The sequence below is a fragment of the Micromonospora sp. LOL_023 genome (assembly GCF_048060115.1).
Lineage (GTDB): Bacteria > Actinomycetota > Actinomycetes > Mycobacteriales > Micromonosporaceae > Micromonospora_E.
On sequence record NZ_JBHMIM010000013.1, the window covers coordinates 1 to 18168 of the forward strand.

The 18168-nt window shown below is 70.6% G+C and carries 20 protein-coding genes and 2 pseudogenes; 7 read left to right on the plus strand and 15 right to left on the minus strand.

The window, feature by feature from the left end:
- Positions 1-925: pseudogene (locus tag ACFHVL_RS09190) on the minus strand (alpha-glucuronidase); the annotation flags it as partial.
- A 71-nt stretch (positions 926-996) separates the two neighbouring features.
- A pseudogene (locus ACFHVL_RS09195) lies at positions 997-1137 on the minus strand (FAD-dependent oxidoreductase); the annotation flags it as partial.
- A gap of 156 nt (positions 1138-1293) precedes the next feature.
- Here ACFHVL_RS09195 and ACFHVL_RS09200 point away from each other — a divergent pair.
- Positions 1294-1914: a YdeI/OmpD-associated family protein gene (locus ACFHVL_RS09200; protein ID WP_416626973.1), complete on the plus strand. Its 621-nt coding sequence runs from the start codon at positions 1294-1296 to the stop codon at positions 1912-1914.
- A 708-nt stretch (positions 1915-2622) separates the two neighbouring features.
- Here the strand turns inward: ACFHVL_RS09200 and ACFHVL_RS09205 are convergent.
- Complete coding sequence (locus tag ACFHVL_RS09205; RefSeq protein WP_416626975.1) at positions 2623-2745, minus strand: hypothetical protein; 123 nt, start codon at positions 2743-2745, stop codon at positions 2623-2625.
- A gap of 486 nt (positions 2746-3231) precedes the next feature.
- Here ACFHVL_RS09205 and ACFHVL_RS09210 point away from each other — a divergent pair, with 486 nt between their 5' ends.
- Positions 3232-3870, plus strand: coding sequence for a nitroreductase family protein (locus tag ACFHVL_RS09210; RefSeq protein ID WP_416626976.1), 639 nt, complete (start codon positions 3232-3234; stop codon positions 3868-3870).
- 16 nt (positions 3871-3886) lie between these two features.
- Here ACFHVL_RS09210 and ACFHVL_RS09215 read toward each other — a convergent pair whose 3' ends face one another.
- The 6 genes from ACFHVL_RS09215 to ACFHVL_RS09240 form a co-directional block, all read right to left on the minus strand.
- Entirely contained in the window at positions 3887-4273 is a 387-nt protein-coding gene (locus ACFHVL_RS09215; RefSeq protein ID WP_416626978.1) for a GntR family transcriptional regulator, read from the minus strand.
- Positions 4270-5157 (minus strand): hypothetical protein, encoded by an 888-nt coding sequence (locus ACFHVL_RS09220; protein WP_416626979.1) that lies wholly within the window; start codon positions 5155-5157, stop codon positions 4270-4272. The genes ACFHVL_RS09215 and ACFHVL_RS09220 overlap by 4 nt, the downstream gene beginning before the upstream one ends.
- A gap of 106 nt (positions 5158-5263) precedes the next feature.
- A complete protein-coding gene (locus ACFHVL_RS09225; RefSeq protein WP_416626980.1) occupies positions 5264-5896 on the minus strand; it encodes a DUF4291 domain-containing protein in 633 nt (210 codons plus the stop codon).
- A 121-nt stretch (positions 5897-6017) separates the two neighbouring features.
- The gene (locus ACFHVL_RS09230; RefSeq protein WP_416626982.1) at positions 6018-6428 is read right to left on the minus strand and encodes a hypothetical protein; all 411 of its coding nucleotides are present in this window, start codon (positions 6426-6428) and stop codon (positions 6018-6020) included.
- 100 nt (positions 6429-6528) lie between these two features.
- Positions 6529-6753, minus strand: coding sequence for a DUF397 domain-containing protein (locus ACFHVL_RS09235; RefSeq protein WP_416626984.1), 225 nt, complete (start codon positions 6751-6753; stop codon positions 6529-6531).
- Complete coding sequence (locus ACFHVL_RS09240; RefSeq protein WP_416626986.1) at positions 6737-7402, minus strand: DUF5753 domain-containing protein; 666 nt, start codon at positions 7400-7402, stop codon at positions 6737-6739. Before ACFHVL_RS09240 ends, ACFHVL_RS09235 begins: the two co-directional genes overlap by 17 nt.
- Positions 7403-7455: 53 nt before the next feature.
- Between ACFHVL_RS09240 and ACFHVL_RS09245 the strand changes: the two genes are divergently transcribed.
- Entirely contained in the window at positions 7456-7722 is a 267-nt protein-coding gene (locus ACFHVL_RS09245) for a hypothetical protein (RefSeq protein WP_416626987.1), read from the plus strand.
- Positions 7723-7859: 137 nt separating this feature from the next.
- Here ACFHVL_RS09245 and ACFHVL_RS09250 read toward each other — a convergent pair whose 3' ends face one another.
- Positions 7860-8198 (minus strand): hypothetical protein, encoded by a 339-nt coding sequence (locus tag ACFHVL_RS09250; protein WP_416626989.1) that lies wholly within the window; start codon positions 8196-8198, stop codon positions 7860-7862.
- A 101-nt stretch (positions 8199-8299) separates the two neighbouring features.
- Between ACFHVL_RS09250 and ACFHVL_RS09255 the strand changes: the two genes are divergently transcribed.
- Both ACFHVL_RS09255 and ACFHVL_RS09260 read left to right on the plus strand, forming a co-directional pair.
- A complete protein-coding gene (locus tag ACFHVL_RS09255; protein ID WP_416626991.1) occupies positions 8300-8992 on the plus strand; it encodes a hypothetical protein in 693 nt (230 codons plus the stop codon).
- Complete coding sequence (locus tag ACFHVL_RS09260; protein ID WP_416626993.1) at positions 8953-9939, plus strand: DUF5954 family protein; 987 nt, start codon at positions 8953-8955, stop codon at positions 9937-9939. The genes ACFHVL_RS09255 and ACFHVL_RS09260 overlap by 40 nt, the downstream gene beginning before the upstream one ends.
- Positions 9940-10046: 107 nt before the next feature.
- Here the strand turns inward: ACFHVL_RS09260 and ACFHVL_RS09265 are convergent, their stop codons facing one another.
- From ACFHVL_RS09265 to guaB, 3 genes are all read right to left on the minus strand, one after another.
- Positions 10047-11528 (minus strand): M1 family metallopeptidase, encoded by a 1482-nt coding sequence (locus tag ACFHVL_RS09265; RefSeq protein WP_416626995.1) that lies wholly within the window; start codon positions 11526-11528, stop codon positions 10047-10049.
- Positions 11471-12589, minus strand: a complete 1119-nt coding sequence (locus ACFHVL_RS09270; RefSeq protein WP_416626997.1) for a GuaB3 family IMP dehydrogenase-related protein — start codon at positions 12587-12589, stop codon at positions 11471-11473. Before ACFHVL_RS09270 ends, ACFHVL_RS09265 begins: the two co-directional genes overlap by 58 nt.
- A 69-nt stretch (positions 12590-12658) precedes the next feature.
- Positions 12659-14248 (minus strand): IMP dehydrogenase, encoded by a 1590-nt coding sequence (guaB, locus tag ACFHVL_RS09275; RefSeq protein WP_416626999.1) that lies wholly within the window; start codon positions 14246-14248, stop codon positions 12659-12661.
- A gap of 239 nt (positions 14249-14487) precedes the next feature.
- Between guaB and ACFHVL_RS09280 the strand changes: the two genes are divergently transcribed.
- The gene (locus ACFHVL_RS09280) at positions 14488-14916 is read left to right on the plus strand and encodes a DUF5319 domain-containing protein (protein WP_416627001.1); all 429 of its coding nucleotides are present in this window, start codon (positions 14488-14490) and stop codon (positions 14914-14916) included.
- 24 nt (positions 14917-14940) lie between these two features.
- On the opposite strand, the gene ACFHVL_RS09285 is transcribed toward ACFHVL_RS09280, so the two are convergent.
- Entirely contained in the window at positions 14941-15876 is a 936-nt protein-coding gene (locus ACFHVL_RS09285) for a response regulator transcription factor (protein WP_416627002.1), read from the minus strand.
- A gap of 242 nt (positions 15877-16118) precedes the next feature.
- Between ACFHVL_RS09285 and ACFHVL_RS09290 the strand changes: the two genes are divergently transcribed.
- Complete coding sequence (locus tag ACFHVL_RS09290) at positions 16119-16511, plus strand: WhiB family transcriptional regulator (RefSeq protein WP_416627003.1); 393 nt, start codon at positions 16119-16121, stop codon at positions 16509-16511.
- A 29-nt stretch (positions 16512-16540) separates the two neighbouring features.
- On the opposite strand, the gene ACFHVL_RS09295 is transcribed toward ACFHVL_RS09290, so the two are convergent.
- Positions 16541-18154 carry a molybdopterin-dependent oxidoreductase gene (locus ACFHVL_RS09295; RefSeq protein ID WP_416627004.1) on the minus strand — a complete coding sequence of 538 codons (1614 nt, stop codon included), beginning with the start codon at positions 18152-18154 and terminating at the stop codon, positions 16541-16543.
- Positions 18155-18168: the final 14 nt, after the last annotated feature.

The following is an 18168-nucleotide window of genomic DNA, read 5'->3' on the forward strand; positions in this document are numbered from 1 at the left end:
CGTTCGACACCGCGGCCAGGGTGCCGCCGCGGGCGGCGACCGCGGCGACCGACGAACCCAGGTCACCGTCGGCGTCGCCGTCGGCTTCCAGGCTGTCACCGTCGAACCGGAAGCCGAGCACCTCACTCCACAGCGGAGCCAGGTAGCAGACGTGCCGCTGCTGTCCGGTGTACTCCTGGGCCACCTGCAGCTCGACGGCGAGTCGGGTGGCCGGCATCGCACCGATCACCGGGGACACCGGCTCGCGGGTCTGGAAGTCGACCGGACCGTACTTGACCTGCACGATCGCGTTGTCCCGGAACTGGCCGTCGAGCGGGGCGAAATGGTCGTACGCGGCCCGCGCCCGGTCGGTGGTGCGGTCCCGCCAGTCCTGCCGGTGGTCGTAGACGAACGCCCGCCAGTGCACCACCCCGCCGTGCGGGGCGAGGGCGTCGGCGAGCAGGTTGGCGCCGTCGGCGTGACTGCGCCCGTACGCGAACGGGCCCGGTTGGCCCTCCGAGTCGGCCTTCACCACGTACCCGCCGAAGTCGGGCACCTTCGCGTAGACCTGGACGGTGGTGGCCGCCCACCAGTCGCGTACCGCCGCGTCGAGTGGGTCGGCGGTGTCCAACCCGCCGAGCACCATCGGCGCGGCGAACGTCACCGACAGGTGCAACCGGATGCCGTACGGGCGGAAGATGTCGGCGAACGTGGCGACGTCGGCGAGCCGGTCGGTGAGTAGCCGCGCCTCGGTACGCCCCACGTTGACGTTGTTGATGGTGATCGCGTTGACACCGTTGGCGGCGAGCAACCGGGCGTACGCCCGGACCCGGTCGAGGTCGTCGGTGATCGCGCCGTCCCGCCAGAAGATCGACCCGCCGGAGTAGCCGCGCTCCACCTGCCCCATCACCGGGTGCACGTCGACGTTGTCCCAGTGGTCGAGCATCCGCCGGCCGATCGCCGGCTGGTGCACCTGCGTCGGGATGTCGCCGCCGAACGCCGATTCGCCGAGCCGGACCAGGTGGAACAACCCGTCTCGTGGTCGGCGAAGCGTCGGCCAGCCTCCAGGACCAGCACCGAGTAGCCCTTCTCGGCGAGCCGCAGCGCGGCGACACTGCCGCCGAACCCGGACCCGATGACGACCACGTCGTACCGCATCCCGCCATCATCACCGCCCAGTAACGCACCTTGTCACCGGCCGTTACGCCAATCCTGACCGGGCGACGCGACCACGCCGGATCGGGCTGGCCGAGCCGGGTCGCGCCGGTCGACGGCCGCAGACCGCGGCCCGGACGCAGCGGTTAGCCTGCCGCCATGGGAAGCGCCGAACTGGACGAGTTGATCGTCGCGGACGCCGAGGCGTTGCGTGAATGGTTGTCGGCCAACCATGCCACGTCACCCGGGGTCTGGCTCGCCCTGACCCGCAAGGGCGGCACCGTAACCACGTTGACCTGGCAGCAGGCGGTCGACGAGGCGCTGTGCTTCGGCTGGATCGACGGGCAGGCCCGCAAACGGGACGAGCAGACCTCCTGGATCCGGTACACCCCCCGCCGGCCCCGCAGTTCCTGGTCACAGCGCAACGTCGCCCACGTGGCCCGGCTGGAGGCGCAAGGGCTGATGACGCCGTCCGGCCGCGCCGTGGTGGACGCGGCGAAGTCGGACGGCCGGTGGGCCGCCGCCTACGCGCCGCCCTCGGAAGCCGAGGTGCCGGCCGATCTGCTCGCCGCGATCGCCGCCGACCCCTACGCCCAGGCCATGTTCGACGTGCTCACCAGCACCAACCGCTTCGCCCTCATATTCCGGGTGAACAGCGTCAAACGGGCGCAGACCCGCGAGCGGAAGATCCGCGAGGTTGTCGCCATGCTGGCCCGGCACGAAACGATCCACCCGCAGAAGGCCAGGCCGCCGGGAACGCCGCGAGCAGCGACGCCCTGATCGCCTGCCGCGGAGGGCACCGGGGCTCCGTTCAGCAGTCTGGCTTCGCGTTCGCTCAGCCCGTCCAGCTTCCAGATCAGGTCTTCGCGAGTGCCCCGAAGGTAGCGCTGTGGCGCGGTCTCGCATCACCCAGGTCAGCCATGCCCGCCGGTCTTCCCCATCCGGCGCATCCGCCCACGGCCGTAGCACCCCGGGCGACCGCCGACACGTCAGATCGGGTGGATCGTGATGAGGTCTTCGAGTCCAGCGAGGTCGTCGGCGTTGCGGGTGTACACGGCTGCGTGGCCAGTTCCCCGGGGATCGGGGTCACATCGGTCGCGATGAGGACGCTGGTGTCGAGGATGCCTCGGCTCACCGATCAGCCCACGGATCGACAACGGTGTCGTCGAGGAGGTTCCGATGATCTGCCCGTCCGGGGTCGGCGGGTTGGTCGAAGACGCCGACGAGGTCGTCCCACTCGCGCCTGGTTCGAGGGCTAACCGGGCCGAGCACGGCCGCCGGTCGGCCCGCCACGGTGATCGTCACGCGTTCGCCCCCTGCACCCGGCGCACCAGGTCGCTGGCGTTCTGCCGCATCTCCCGCAGCCCGACCTCACGCGTGTTCCCACCGTGGCACATGTGCTACCCGCTACGAAGGCGGCTCTCGGCGTTGTACGACGAACGAACCGACCTCACCGAGCGGTAAGCGCGGGCGGCCGTGGACACCGGTCTACGCCGTGGTGGCGCCGATGATCGCCCCGACCGCGGCGGGTAGCGGGTAGGGCCGCTCAGCTGGCAGCAGGCCGGGTACGACTGACCCGTCGCCGGCGGCGAACCGGCCATCGGCGATCACCCGTCGCACCCGCAGGTGCCAATCGCCGGGATGCTCCAGGCTTCGACACCGTAGCGATGCAGCCATCTGCGGTGCCGATCACGGTGGTGTCAATCTGATCCGCCACCACCGCCACCACCGCCGGAGTCGAAGTTTGCGGCATCGCCATAGGCGGCGTTCTCCGCGATCGCCGCCGAGTGCCGGTCGGGGACTCCTCGGCCCCGACTGAAGGTATCGCGGTGAGGGCGCGGCGAACTTTGGCGTATTGCGCGCATGGCCGCCCGCGCAGCGACCGCCTTCTCTTCAGTCGTTTGTGGACGGAGACGTCTGCGCTGGAGAATCAGAACAGCAACACATGTCGCGAGCACGAGGCCGACTGCCACGAGGCCAACGACCAATAGATTCCACCGCATGTCACCACGGTAGAATCTATACACAACCAGCGACACAACCATGATCCAGGGTGACCAAGATCGGGCTGGACCAGTTCGTGGCAGGATCGGTGGCATGGAGTACGCAGAGGTGATCCGCCGGCGGCGGATGGTGCGGCACTACGCCGACCGGCCACTCAGCCCCGATGTCGTCGACAGGATCCTGGCCAGCGCGCTACGCGCACCCTCGGCCGGCTTCTCCCAGGGCTGGGCCTTCCTCGCCCTCACCAAACCGCAGGACCGGGCCAGATTCTGGCCGTACGTCCCCACCCGCGTCACGCAGACCCCGACCATGCAGCACGCGCCGCTCGTGGTCGTGCCGCTCGCGCACAAGGCCGCCTACCTCGCCCGGTACGCCGAAGCCGACAAGGGTTGGGCCGACCGGTCCGAAGCCCGCTGGCCGGCACCCTACTGGCACATCGACACCGGCATGGCCGCGCTGATGATGCTGCTCACCGCCGTCGACGAGGGCCTGGGCGCCTGCTTCTTCGGCATCATGCCGGTCGCTGGCGAGGACTTCGATCCAGCGGTCGACCTCCCGGCGCACACGGCCGCGTTCAAGGCCGAGTTCGCCATCCCCGACGAGTACTCGCCGATCGGCGGCATCTGCATCGGCTACCGCGCCGACGACCTGCCGCCGCAGGCCCCGACCGTCACCGCACGCCGTCGCGACGCCGCCACGGTCATCCATCACGGACAGTGGAACGCCACCTGACGCAGCCCGACCACCGTCAGCCGTTCGACGCCGCCAGCGCCTGAGTGACCGCGGACACGATCTGCGCCTCGTCGGCACCGAGCAGACGCGCCTCGCGGACGAACGCCGCGGCGCGCTCGTGTAGCGCCTGAACCGGGTCGGACCCAAGTGGCTGCACGGCCGCGACGCGGGTGCCGCCGCCGCGCCGGGAGGTCACGATCCCGACCATCTCGAGTTCCCGGTACGTCCGGGCGACCGTGCCGGCGGCCAGCCCCAGGTCGCTGGCGAGCTGGCGTACGGGCGGGAGCCGATCGCCGGGGGCCAGCACGCCGTACCTGATCAGCTCGACGAGTTGGCGGCGCAGTTGCTCGTAGGGCGGCGTGGGGTCGTCGGTGACCACCGTCAACGCCGGACGGTCGGTCACCGCGCCCGCGCCAAGGGTTCGGCTCGGTCCGTCGGCAGAAGTACCGCTGCTGCGCACCAACCGACCATGGCGAACGCCGCCGGAGCCAGCACAAGCAGGCCCCACCCGATGACCGTCCACCACAGTGGTGCGCAGGAGATGCCGAGCAGTCCGTTGGCTGCCGTCAGGCTGACCCCGACGAGCGGGATGGCGACGAGGACGCCGACCGCACCGGTGACGACGTAGGCCGCGCGCCTGCGCAACGCGTCGTCGACTGCCACGTCGCCGATACTGCCGGATCGCGGTCGTCGGACGATGGCGCGCACGGCGAGGTACGCCACCAGCAGGCCGACCAGCACGACAGCCACCAGCCCGGCGGTGTAGAACGAGCCTGGCCACGGGCCCCGGCTCTCGCTCATGTCGAAGGTGCACTGCCGGGTGAGCGAGTGCCCGGGGCGTCCCATGTCGTCGGGGCCGCCAGCTGCCGTCGTGGCGGTGACCAGGATGAGGAGCACTCCGACGGCCACCGCGACCACCCGGCTGAGGTGGCGTGGCAGGTAGTCGCGGACGCGGCGGACTTCGACGGTTGCGGTCCGTGTCGGCCCGCGCGGTGACCACACCGTCAACTCCCCGGCGAGTACGCCGATGAGTGCGCAGAGCCCGAACAGCGGCGCTGCCAGCAACTGCCCTCTGCCGAGATCGCCCGATCCGGCGGCGATGACGGCGACAGTCACGCCGATCGTCACGCCCGCCCATCGCAGCCCGGCGGTCCGCCGGGCGACCGCTCTCGGGATCTCACCCACCGCGCCAGGCGGTTGGCGCGGGGCCCGCCGCACCAGCAAGGCAATGGTCACACCGCAAGCAATCAGGCCGAACAACAGCGCCAGGATCGGCAGTACGGTCATGAACGCTCCCCTGTTGTATCAAGCATGCGGTACAAGAAGGGTGAATCACGATCACCACTTGTGTCAACTGCTTGATACATCCGGTTCGCGCCCCGACCCGATCACCTCACCGCGCCTCGTCGTCGCCGCTGCTCAACGCCTGGTCAGTGATGCCGATGGTCGCTCCGATCGCGGCGGGTAGCGGGTAGGGCAGCTCAGCGGGCAACAGGTCGGGCGGGACGGGACCGCCAACGGCGGCAAGGCGGTCTCGGATCGCCAGCGCCTGGGCAGTCACGTCGCTGATCCCGACGATCCAGTCGTCGACGTACCGGTCGACGACCTGGCCAGACAATCCGACCTGCAACGACCGGTACGGCAGCGGGCCGAGGCGCGGCGACCGCTCCGGATCCCACTGGACCCTGACCTGGCTGGCCTTCACCAGCCGCGCCCAGGCAGCCCGGTCCGGATACAGGTCGCGGTCGTAGTGACTCAGGCAGGCCTGAGCAAGCGCCGCCTCGAACCCACTACGCAGAATCTCGACGGCCAGCACCCGCTCCTGACCGGGCTTGGCCGCCCAGCCACTGCGATACATCATCCACAGGAACGACGGCTTGATCCAGGTCATCCGCCCACGCTTGAAGGGCGCCACGAACCGACCGGCCGCCACCGCCGGGGCAGCGATCTCCGGCGAGTACGCCAGGTAGACGGTGACAGCCTGGTCGTCGAACCTGGCCCGGATCTGACGGTACGGAACACTCACGCACCGGATCGTGCCGGACCCGCCGGGCAAGCTCCACAGGATTTGCCCGGCTCACGACATCGGCATCGTCTCAGTCAGGCAGCCGAAGGTCAGATGTCGTCGGTCTCCGTCAGTCGTGGGGCTAGATCGTGGTAGCCGGTCCGGAGAAAAACGAGTTCTGATTGGCCTGAACGATGGGGTACTTCACCCCGGTGAGCTCTTCGGAGACGGTCCACAGCCGCTGCTGCGCGGCTGCCTCGTACGACTCCGGGCTGGAGGTGACGAGCCGGGGGTGACCCATGACCTCGTACCGTCCGCCGGGACCGTAGTACTGGCCGCCGAGCACGGCGGGGTCGGTGGTGGCGCGCAGGGTCGGCAGCGCGCCCATCGCCGACGTCTGGGTGATCAGCGGCGCAAGCCAGGTGAACGGAAGCCGCAGGGCCGCAGGAGTGTTGCGGGCGAGCTCGGTGCTGGACAGGCCGGGGTGCGCGGCCACCGCGACGGTGGTCCCCTGCGTGGCGAGCCGGCGCTGCAGCTCGTACGTGAACATCAAATTGGCCAGCTTGGACTGACCATAGGCCGCGACCCGGCTGTACGACCGCTCCCGAGGCATCCTGACGCCGGTTGACTGGTGGTGCTCATGCCGACGGTGATCAGGGGTGGCTGTGGGTCTTGAGGGTGGTGACGAAGGCGGCCCAGCCGTGGGGGGCGAAGCTGAGGGCCGGACCGGCCGGGTCCTTGCTGTCGCGTACGAGGACTGTGGCGGGGACGTTGGTGGCGACCTCGACGCATGAGCCTGTGCTGTCTGATCGGGTTGACTTGCGGTACTGCGCTGTGGCCAGAACCTCTGGGAAGAGCTCGTCATGACGGCTGGGCACTGGATAGCTCCTTGGCTCTCTGGTTGATCAGGTTCCTGGATGCAGGCTCGTTCAGGGCGCAGCGGTCGATGGCTGCCGCTGCAGCCTCGAATCGGCCGATATCGGATGGCTTGTGGGTCAGAAGGTGGCCGGTGAAGTTGTCCATGTAGGCCGTTACCGGCCCGCCTTGCTCCGGGAACGTTATGACTGCGAACGGTCCCGTGTTGATGCCGTAGTGCGCGCCGACGCTGAACGGCACGACCCGGACGGAGACGTTCGGCAGGGCACCCCGCTCATTGATCTGCTGCAGTTGGCGGGCCATCACGGCTGGTCCACCGATGGTGCGGTGCAGCACGGCCTCGCCGAGCACGACGGTGAAGGTGACGGGATTGTCTGATCTTGTCAAGATCTCTTGTCGGCGCATCCTGACAGCGACGCGGCGTTCGAACTCGGCATCTGCGGCTTTCGGGCCGTCGGAGGCCGAGATCCGGAGGATCTCCCGCGCGTACTCCTCGGTCTGTAGGAGTCCGTGGACGCGTTCGCCCTCGTAAGCCCAGACCGCACGAGCGGCGGCCTCCAGGCCGATGTACATGTCGAAGCCGGGCGGGAGCACGTCGCGGAACCGTGAGAACCAGCCCTTGACCCTGGTTGCTGCTGCCAGTGCCAACATCGTTGCGGCGGTCTCATCGTCCGCCCCGAACACTCGGCCAGAGACTTGACGTCGTGGTCCTTGACCCGGACGCCAGGCAGACCGTTGATGATCCGGTGAGCGGTGGGACGGGCTCGCTCCATGTGCTGGGCTGCCTGCTCGATCGTGATCGGTGTCCCGTCCTCGTTCCGCGCCTGTTTGCGCAGGTTCTGCAGCATCAGCGCCAGGCGCTGACGGGCCACGGCCGCGCCGGCATCGTCCCCATCGACGGCCACTGTGGAGCCCTCCCTCCGGTGCGTATTGCGTTTTTGCCGGACGCGTCCGGCAAAAAGCCGGGATGATGCCGGCATGACCGGCACGCCGGCCGGTGCCCATGTCGTCGGCACCGGCAGTGGGCGGCGGCGTGCCCAGATCGTGCTCACTGTCGGCAACCTCGACACCGGGCAGATCGCCTCGACCAGCCTCGTACCGGGCGGGTTCACGCCGGCTGCTCGGTCGACTCTGCATGCTCGCCGACCAACTGCACGTCGACCTGGTCATCGAAGCCCGACCGGCCGCAGCCGCAGCCGGTGCCGACCTGCCCGCCGCGATCGCCACTGTCACCGCCGAGCGGGCCGCATCCGGGCTGGACAGTGCCGGCCCGGACGTCCCGGCGTACTTCCTCACCGATGATGCGCTCACGCCGCGCCCGGCGACGGTCGGCCTGGCCGGCTACCTCGGCGGGCACGACGTAGACCAGCTCGAACGCCGGATTGCGGCTGACACCGAGCCGCGCTGCGGTGCGCAGGCGATCTGGCGGAGCCGGCAGTGGTGGCACACCAGCCTGCGACCAGGTGACACGGTGGGGGCGTTCCGGCGCGGCTGGGAGCCGCCCGCCCCCGCGTCCGCTGCCGCGACGCCAACGATCCGCCGTACTGCGTGGACTGTTACGGCACCCGCCAGGTGCGGCGCGGCGCGGTGCTCACCGTCACCGGCCTGCGCGGCCCGACCGTGTGGCGGCTGCCCGAGCACTACCGGGTCGGCCTGCTGGCCGCCGAGTTCGGCGTACAGCCGGTTGATCTGACCGACCTCGACGGCGAAACCGTCGTCGAGCAGCATTTGCGCGACGGCGTCGTGCACCTCGCCGACCCGAACGGTGACCCGGTCGGCACCTACCTGGCCGAAGTCGTCGCCACCCACCATGCTGCCCGGCTGCTGGTCCGCGCCAACGACTGGGCCGGGCCGAGCCTGGACGACCTTGCCCGCCTCGTCGTCGGCCTCGCGCTCGACGTCACCGTGGTCGACCACCGGCGCAATGGTGCCCGCTCGGACCTGCCGCAGGGCGGAGGCTGGCAGGTCGCGGTCGTCGACCCAGCCGCCGCCGTCGCCGTTGGCCCGGCCGGCCCACCACGATCCGCCTCGCCGCAGCCTGGCTACCACACCCCGGATAGACAGCCCAAGGGCCGACAGGCCAAGCAGTCCGGCTCCAGTGGGCGGCCAGTGGAGTTTTGTGGAGAGCTGAGGAAATTTGTGGAACAACTGTGGAGGTGGCGGGGGCTGCGTTTGCGCGATCGAAGGAACACAATGCGCACATGGCCTTTGACGCTGACCAGGTGCCTGATCACCTGCTGATCAAAATCGAGCAGGGAGACCATCCCGTATCGGTGGTCTCCGAGGACGACGCCCGGAACCGCTGGGCCGCCTATCCGACCACCATGTGGGGAGCCCCGGTCTTCGGCTCCGCCCAAGAAGTGGACGGCCGGTGGCGGATCGTGCGGCTCAACGCCGACACACTGCAGGATGCCCGCGACAGCCTCGCCTCCCACTTCCGCAAACTGCACAGCGAGACGCCGCCGACCGCCGAGAACGCGGCTGCCCGGGCGGAGTACGAAAGAATCTACGAGCTGCTCGACTGGGAGCCGATCAACGAACCGACGGTCAACGGCTTCCGCTACCGCATCATCCGGGCGCAGACGTTCATCCGAATGGGCCCGGACGGACCGGAGCCGCCCCGCCCGACTGACCCGGACCCGCACGCTCCGGGCACGACGGATCGGTCCACGTCGCATCTCGACGGATTCATCATCGACCCGACCGCCAGCACCGGGCTCACCGACGGGCTCGTCCGGATGGAGATGATCTCGGCCTCCTACCCGCCGGACGCCGTCCCCGCGGACATGCGCGCCGACTCCCGCCGGGCGTTGACCACCCACCCCAACGTGGTGCTGCTCCCGGTCGGCTACACCATCGGCGCATGCATCGACGGCAGTTGGCGTCCCCGGTCGTCGATCACGTACGCGACGCCGCAGGACGTCCGGGACGCGGAGTCCTTCTCGGTGGGCTCACAGCCGGACGAGAACACGCCGATGGAGGAATACGTGGCCGCGTACCAGCGCGCTCGCGCGAAGCACAAGCCCCCGCGCACCAACGAGTTCGAGGTACGCGGTGTCCCCTGCCGGGTGACCCGGATCGAGACCTTCGTCCGGGTCGGCCCGGACGGACCGGAGGGGCCGCGCCCGTCCGACCCGAACGGGCATCTGCCGCCGGCGCGGCTCATGCAGGAACCCGACCCGGACTGACCCGCCACCTCAATCACCGCTGCCATCGACCGGTACGCGAAGGGCCCGGCTCCGCGCCGGGCCCTTCGTCGTGCCCATCGCCGGGCCGACCGGCTACCCCATCAGGGTCAGGGTTTGGCGGGGGCGGTGTCGCCGTACAGCCACCTGTCGAAGAACTCCCGCAGCGGCTGGCCGGTGACCCGCTCGGCGACCGTGACGAACTGGTCGGTGCCGACGTTGCCGCCCCGGTACTCCGCAGCCCAGGTACGCAGCAGCCGGAAGAACGCGTCGTCGCCGACGGTGCGTCGCAGCGCGTGCACCGTCAACCCACCGCGTTTGTAGACCGCCTGGCTGAAGATCCCCGCCGGACCCGGATCACCGGCCGGCAACGCCCAGTCGGTCCGGGCGTACTCCCGGTCGAACATCTCGTCGGCGGTGGCCGCGCCGTCGTGTTCGGACCACAACCATTCGGCGTACGTCGCGAAGCCCTCGTTGAGCCACATGTCCCGCCACTGCCGCAGCGACACGCTGTTGCCGAACCACTGGTGGCCCAACTCGTGCGCGACCACCCAGGTCTCCGGGCCACGGTCGAAGAACACGTCGCCGTACACCGGTCGCGACTGGGTCTCCAGGGCGTAGCGGATCCGGTCGTCGCGGACCACGATCCCGCCGTACGCGTCGACCGGGTACGGGCCGAACACCGTCTCCAGGTAGTCGGCGATCTCCCCGGTGCGGGCCATCGCCTGCTCGGCCGGACCGCTCTCGGGCAGATCGGCGTCGATGGCGATCACCATCGGTCGGCCGGCGTGGGTGCTGGTCTCGACCCGGTAGTCGCCGATCACCAGGGTGGTCAGATAGCTGGCCATCGGGGTGCCCTCCGACCAGGTCCAGGTGGTCCAGCCGTCGGCGCTGGACGTCTCCCCCGGTACGCCGACGCTCAACGCCGCCAGCCCGTCCGGGACGGTGATCGCGAGGTCGAAGGTCGCCTTGTCCGACGGATGGTCGTTGACCGGGAACCAGGTGCTGGCCGACTCGGGCTGGCCGAGCGCGATCGCCCCGTCGTCGGTGATGTGGAAGCCGCCCTCGCCGAAGTCCCGGCTGGCCAGCGGCTCGGGCCGGCCGCCGTACTCGACGAGCACGGTGAACTGCGATCCGTCGGGCAGCCCGGCCGCCGGGGTGACGACCAGTTCGTCGTCGTCGCGGTCGTGCTCGGCTGGCGCGCCGTCGACGCTGACCGCCGCGACGTCCAGCCCGGCCAGGTCGAGGTTGAACCGGGACAGGTCCATCGTCGCGGTCGCGGTGATCGTGGCGGTGCCGTCGAGTCGCTGCGCCGCCGGGTCGTAACGCAGCGCCAACTCGTAGCCGGCCACGTCGTACCCGCCGTTGCCGTACGTCGGAAAGTAGGGGTCACCGATGCCGGCCGCGCCGGGTTGGAAGTCTCCCGACGCCGACCGGTCCGCGCCGTCGAGCAGCACCGGCAGTACGCCGCAGCCGGTACCCACGGCCAGCACCGCCGCCAACGACGCGGCGACCACCGGCACCGTACGGCGGTTCACCGGTCCAGGACCAGCCCGACCCGCTGGAACTCCTTCAGGTCGCGGTAGCCGCATTTGGCCATCGCCCGGCGCAGCCCGCCGAAGAGGTTCTGCTGTCCGTCCGGGGAGTCGGCCGGGCCGAACAGCAACTGTTCCATGTCGCCCAACGGCTCGCCGGCCACCCCGAAGGCGCCACGTGGCAGCTTCGGGTGGCTGGCCACCGAGTGCCACCACGCGCCGGACGCGGGTGCCTCGGCGCACAGCGACAGCGGCTCGCCGAGCATCACCGCGTCGGCTCCGCAACCCAACGCCTTGGCGATGTCACCGGAGGTCTGCAGGTCACCGTCGGCGATCAGGTGCACGTACCGGCCGCCCGTCTCGTCCAGGTAGTCGCGGCGGGCGGCGGCCGCGTCGGCGATCGCCGTCGCCATCGGCACCCGGATGCCGAGCACCGCGTCGGTGGTCGACCACTCGTCGGCACCGATTCCGACGATCACGCCGGCCGCGCCGGTGCGCATCAGGTGCAGCGCCGTCTTGTAGTCGGTGCAGCCGCCCACCACGACCGGCAGGTCCAGGTCGGCGATGAACTCCTTGAGGTTCAGCGGCTCGTCGATGGTGGAGACGTGCTCCGCCGAGACCAGGGTGCCCTGGATGACCAGGATGTCGACGCCCGCGTCGAGGATCACCGGGGCCAACGCCAGGGTGTGCTGCGGCGACACCCGGACCGCGACCGTGCCGCCGCCGGCCCGCATCTGCCGGACCCGTTCGGCGATCAGCTCGGGCCGGATCGGTTCGGCGTACGCCTCCTGCAGCTGCTTGGTGGCCGGTGCGTCGTCGTCCAACGAGGCCAGCTCGCCGAGCATCTTGCTCGGGTCCTCGTAGCGGGTCCACAGCCCTTCGACGTTGAGCACGCCGAGCCCACCGAGCCCGCTGAGCTGGGCGGCGGTCGCCGGGCTCATCGTCGCGTCGGAGGGGTGCGCCACGCACGGGATCTTGAACTGGTACGCGTCGAGCTGCCAGGCGGTGGAGACGTCGTCGACGTCCCGGGTGCGCCGGCTCGGCACGATGGCGATGTCATCGAGGTGGTAGCCGCGCTGCGCGGTCTTGCCCAGCCCGATCTCGACCACGTCACGCATGGGTGTCTCCGTTATGGACAGGTCGACCCACCGGCGGCTCGGCCGCCACCGGCTGGTCGACGGTGAAGGTCAGCGGGTGTGGTAGTTGGGGGCCTCGACGGTCATCTGGATGTCGTGCGGGTGGCTCTCCTTCAGACCCGCCGCGGTGATCCGGATCAGCTGGCCGCGCTCGTGCAGGTCGTCGATGCCTTCGGCACCGACGTACCCCATGGCCAGCCGGACCCCGCCGATCAGCTGGTGCACGACGGTGGCCAGCGGCCCACGGTACGGCACCTGGCCCTCGACGCCCTCCGGGACGAGCTTCTCGTCGTTGAGCACGTCCTGCTGGAAGTAGCGGTCCTTGGAGTAGGAGCGGGCCTGGCCGCGTGACTGCATCGCGCCCAGCGAGCCCATCCCCCGGTAGGACTTGAACTGCTTGCCGTTGATGAAGATCAGCTCGCCGGGGCTCTCCTCGCAGCCGGCCAGCAGGCTGCCGAGCATCACCGTGTGGGCGCCGGCGACCAGCGCCTTGGCGATGTCGCCGGAGTACTGGATGCCGCCGTCGGCGATGACCGGCACCCCGGTCGGCCGGCAGGCCCGGACCGCCTCCATGATCGCGGTGATCTGCGGCACGCCGACCCCGGCGACCACCCGGGTGGTGCAGATCGCGCCTGGGCCGACACCGACCTTGACGGCGTCCGCGCCGGCCTCGACCAACGCGCGGGCGCCGGCGAAGGTGGCGACGTTGCCGCCGACGACGTCGACGGTGGGGGTGTCCTTCTTCAGGGCGCGGACCATGTCCAGCACGGCCCGTTGGTGGCCGTGGGCGGTGTCGACGATCAGAACGTCGACCCCGGCGTCGACCAGGGCGCGGGCCCGCTTGTACGCATCGTCGCCGACGCCGATGGCGGCGGCCACCCGCAGCCGGCCGGCGTCGTCCTTGGTCGCGTCGGGGTACTGCTCGCTCTTGGTGAAATCCTTGACGGTGATCAGCCCGCGCAGCCGGCCGGCGGCGTCGACCAGTGGCAGCTTCTCCACCTTGTGGTGACGCAACAGCGCCAGGGCGTCGGCCTTGGCCACCCCGACCGGGGCGGTGATCAGCGGCATCGGGGTCATCAGGTCGCGTACCGGCCGGTTCTGGTCGGTTTCAAATCGCATGTCCCGGTTGGTGACGATACCGACCAGGGTGCCCTGCGCGTCGACGACCGGGACGCCGGAGATCCGGAACCGCCCGCAGAGCGCGTCGACGTGCTGCAGCGTGTCGTCCGGGCCGCAGGTCACCGGGTTGGTGATCATGCCGGCCTCGGAGCGTTTCACCAGGTCGACCTGCAGAGCCTGATCATCGGCGGAGAGGTTGCGGTGCAGTACGCCGATCCCACCCTGGCGGGCCATCGCGATCGCCATCCGCGCCTCGGTGACCGTGTCCATCGCACTGGACAGCAGCGGCACGGACAGCCGCACGTTGCGGGTCATCGACGTCACGGTGTTGACCCGGCTCGGGATGACGTCCGACTCGGCGGGCTGCAACAGCACGTCGTCGAAGGTGAGTCCGAGCGGCACGGCTCGGGCCGAGCCGGTGGGCATCTCGGGTACCTGGCCGCCGAACGTGGCGGAGGCGGGCGCGTCACCGCCGTTGGCGGTGCTGTCGACGACGGTCTGCTCGGCTGGCGATTTCTCCACGGATTGTTCCCCTGAGCTGGTCGGACGGGTGCGCCTGGGTGACAGATGGTGGCTGGGGTCCGCGTGCCGGATCAGTGGCGGCCCAGCGCTGACGGCGGTTGACCGGCTCGCCCCGTCGTAGGGTGCGATGGTTCATCGTACCTACCGGCCCAGCCGCTGACCGCGCCGCGCCCACCTGCGCAGGCTGACGCACCGGGTGGGGCAGGCGCGGCTGGTACGGATGGGACTACGGTGGAGGGGTGCACGAGGAGCCGATCGATCCGTTCAGCGGCGATCCCGCCGACCCGGCGGCCGGGCTGGAGGATCTCACCGACGACGGAGAGCCGGACTCGCTGACCCCTGCCGAACGGCAGGACGTGTTGGAGGACCTGGCCGACCTGGAGGTCTACCAGACGCTGCTGGGGGCAGTCGGGATCCGGGGTCTGGTGATCGAGTGCGAGGACTGTCGGGAGCCGCACTACTTCGACTGGGATCTGCTGCGCGGCAACCTGCGGCATCTGCTCAACTCGGGTCGGCCGCGGGTGCACGAGCCGGCCTTCAATCCCGACCCGGATCACTACGTCACCTGGGAGTACGCCCGGGGCTACGCCGACGGCGTGCACGACACGCTGCACGACGAGTCGGACGACGACGACAACGACGGCGACGGTCCGGAGCAGCAGCACTGAGCCGGCCGGCGCGGCCGGTCACGCTCAGGCGACCAGTCCGCTGCGGAAGCCGGTGGCAACGGCGTGCGCCCGGTCACGCGCACCGAGTTTGCGGAACAGCCGGCGGGCGTGCGTCTTGACGGTGTCCTCGGAGACGAACAGTTCCCGGCCGATCTCGCCGTTGCTCTTGCCTTCCGACATGCCGCGCAGCACCTGAAGCTCGCGCTCGGTGAGGCCGACGCGGCGCAGCGAGGTGACCGGGTTGGCGGACGGGTCGGTCTTTCTGGTCGGGTCCGCCAGCCGCGCCGGATCCGCCGGTCGGACCGGAACCGTCGCGGTGGTGGCCGGCTGGGCCGGACCGCTGGCCGGGTTCGTCGGTGCGGCGGCGTCGTCGCGCTGGTTCGGCACCACCGTCGACCCGTTGGTCGGGTCGCTGCCGTTGGCGCAATCCGCCCCGGTGGTCGGATCGGCGGCGGGATCGGCTCCCCCGGCGGCGGTCGCCGGACGGTGCTTGCTGGCCGCGCCGACCGTGGCGACCTCCGACAGGGTCGTCGCGGCGACCGCCGCGACCGGTGCGGTCGTCGACTGTTCGGTCAGCAGGGCTGGCACGTGCCGGCCGGGCGCGGCCAGCAGCAGCAACGTCTTGGCGACCACGCTCACCAGATCGTCGGCGTTTCTGATCAGGCCACGGGCACCGGCGGCCATCGCGGCGGACGCCACCTGCGGGTCCTCGCCGCCAAACAGCACGATCACACTGCCGGGTGAGCGGGCCAACACCCGACGGGTGAAACTGGCACTGTCCGGCCGCGCCAACGCCGTGTCGGCGAGCACGATCTCCGCCGACCGTTCGGACAGCCGCAGCATCACCTCAGGTTCAGAGACTGCGGTTCGGACGGCGCCGGAGAGACCGAGCCGGGCCGCCGCAGCGGTGACGTTCTGAGCTGCCGCAACCGTCCGTACACAAACGAGCACCTTACGCACGCTGTCTCCCCTCTCCCGTCAGCAGGAGATCATGCGAGGCGCACTCACTCACACGCTTTGCCACGAAAAAAGATGAAAAGTCAGTACGGCTGTCCGCTCGCCGACCTGCCATCACCACGAGGTGATTGAGCCGCGAGGTTGGCGGGTACTCGAGTGACACGAAGGACCGATGCGCTTGCGCGGCCGGCCGTGCGGTCCGACTACGAGCTGTCCACGGTTGCCGCGTGGAAGGAGGGGTGCCGATGTCGGATGTACGCCGACTGCCCGGACCTATCGTCGACCTGTGGGAGTGGCAGATACTCGGCGCCTGCCGGGGCCGCGACAGCGCGCAGTTCTTCCACCCCGACGGCGAACGCGGCTCGTCACGCACCCGCCGGGAGTCCGGTGCCAAGGCGGTCTGCCGGACCTGTCCGGTCCGCGCCGAGTGTGCGGCGCATGCCCTCGCGGTACGCGAGCCGTACGGAGTGTGGGGCGGGTTCAGCGAATCGGAGCGGCTGCGGCTGCTCGCGGTTGGCTGGGAGGACCTCGCCGACCGACGCCGGCACCGGGTCGACGTGCAGCGGCTGGAGGCCCGCCTGGGTCGGCCGCACAAGTCGACCATCCCGGCCCAGCGCCACGACGAGGCCGCGGCCTGACCCGGCAGGCCGATCGACCACCCCGTGGCCTACGCCACGGTCACCTGGACGGAATGCCAGCCGGTCGCCCCGTCCGGGGCGACCGGCTGCCGCTCCTGCGGCTGGGTCACGCCGTCGCCGTCGGTGGCCCGTACCTGCAGCAGGTGCTCGCCGGCAGTGGCCGGCCACTGCCAGACCCACTGCACCCAGGTGTCGACCGACACGACCGGGGCCAGGGTCGCTGACTGCCACGGACCCTCGTCAACCCGTACCTCGACGGCGCTGATCCCCCGGTGCGGGGCCCATGCCACTCCGGCCACCGTCACCTGGCCGGCGGTCAACTCGCCGCCGCGCCGGGGCGTGTCGATCCGCGACTGGGTCTTGATCGGCCCCTGCGCCGACCAGCCACGCGGCACCCAGTAAGCGTCGAAGTCGGCGAAGCTGGTGAGTTCCAGCTCGGTGATCCACTTGCAGGCGGAGACGTAGCCGTAGAGGCCGGGCACCACCATCCGGACCGGGAAGCCGTGCTCCACCGGCAGCGGCTCGCCGTTCATGCCGATCGCGAGCAGCGCGTCGCGCCCGTCGAGCAGCGCCTCGGTCGGCGTACCGCAGGTCCAACCGTCGACCGACCGGCTGACAACCTGGTCGGCACCGGGCAGCGGGCCGGCTTCGAGCAACAGGTCCCGCACCGGAACGCCGAGCCAGCGGGCGTTGCCGATCAAATCCCCGCCGACCTCGTTCGAAACGCAGGACAGCGTGACGTACCGCTCGACCAGGTCCATCCCGAGCAGGCCGGCGTAGCTGATGGTGACCTCGTTCGTCACCCTGCCGTGGATCCGCAGCTGCCAGTCGACCGGGTCGACCTGTGGCACGACCAGCGCGGTGTCGATCCGGTAGAAGTCCCGGTTGGCGGTGACATAGCGACTCAGCCCGGTCGCCGGTGGGTCCACACCCGACGGTACGGGTGGCGCCGTGTCGACCGGGGCGGGCAGCGTCACCGCGGTCCGGGCGGTGGCCACGCCTCGGCGCTGGGCCAGCCAACGGCCACCGGCACCGGCCAGCGCGGCGGCTCCGACGCTGACCCCGACGGTGGCCAGGAACCGGCGGCGGTCGGCCGCGCCGGCACCGGGCACGACCGGCGACGCGGTGGATCGGGCAGGCCGCAGCGGGCCGGTGACCAACGACCAGAGCACGACCGCGGCGGCGAGTGCGCCGATCAGCGCCGGCAACGCGGCAAACGGGCCCACGTCCGGCCTGGTCATCGCGGCCGCGACGCCGATCAGGCCGAAGCAGGCGACGCCGAGGACACCGGCGGCCGGCCAGCGGACGGCCAGCACGCCGATGCCGGCCGCGAAGCCGGCCAGCAGTACGGCGGTGCCGATCAGCAGCGCGGTCTTGTCGTGCACCCCGAACACGTCGATGGCGAACTGTTTGAGCGGTTCCGGCACGGTGTCCACCACGACCCCGCCGACCGCGACCAGTGGTGCCGTACGGGCGCCGGTGAAGACCGCGACCAGCTCGGCGAGCCCGAGGGCGACAGCGGCGGCGGCAACCCCGGCGAGCGCGGCGAGCCACCCCGGGAGCTGGCTCACCGTCCGCGCCGTGTCGTCGGGCCCCGCGCCAGCCGGGGTCGCGTCTTCTCGCGTTGCGTCGTCTCGCGTCATCGGTTCGAAGGATA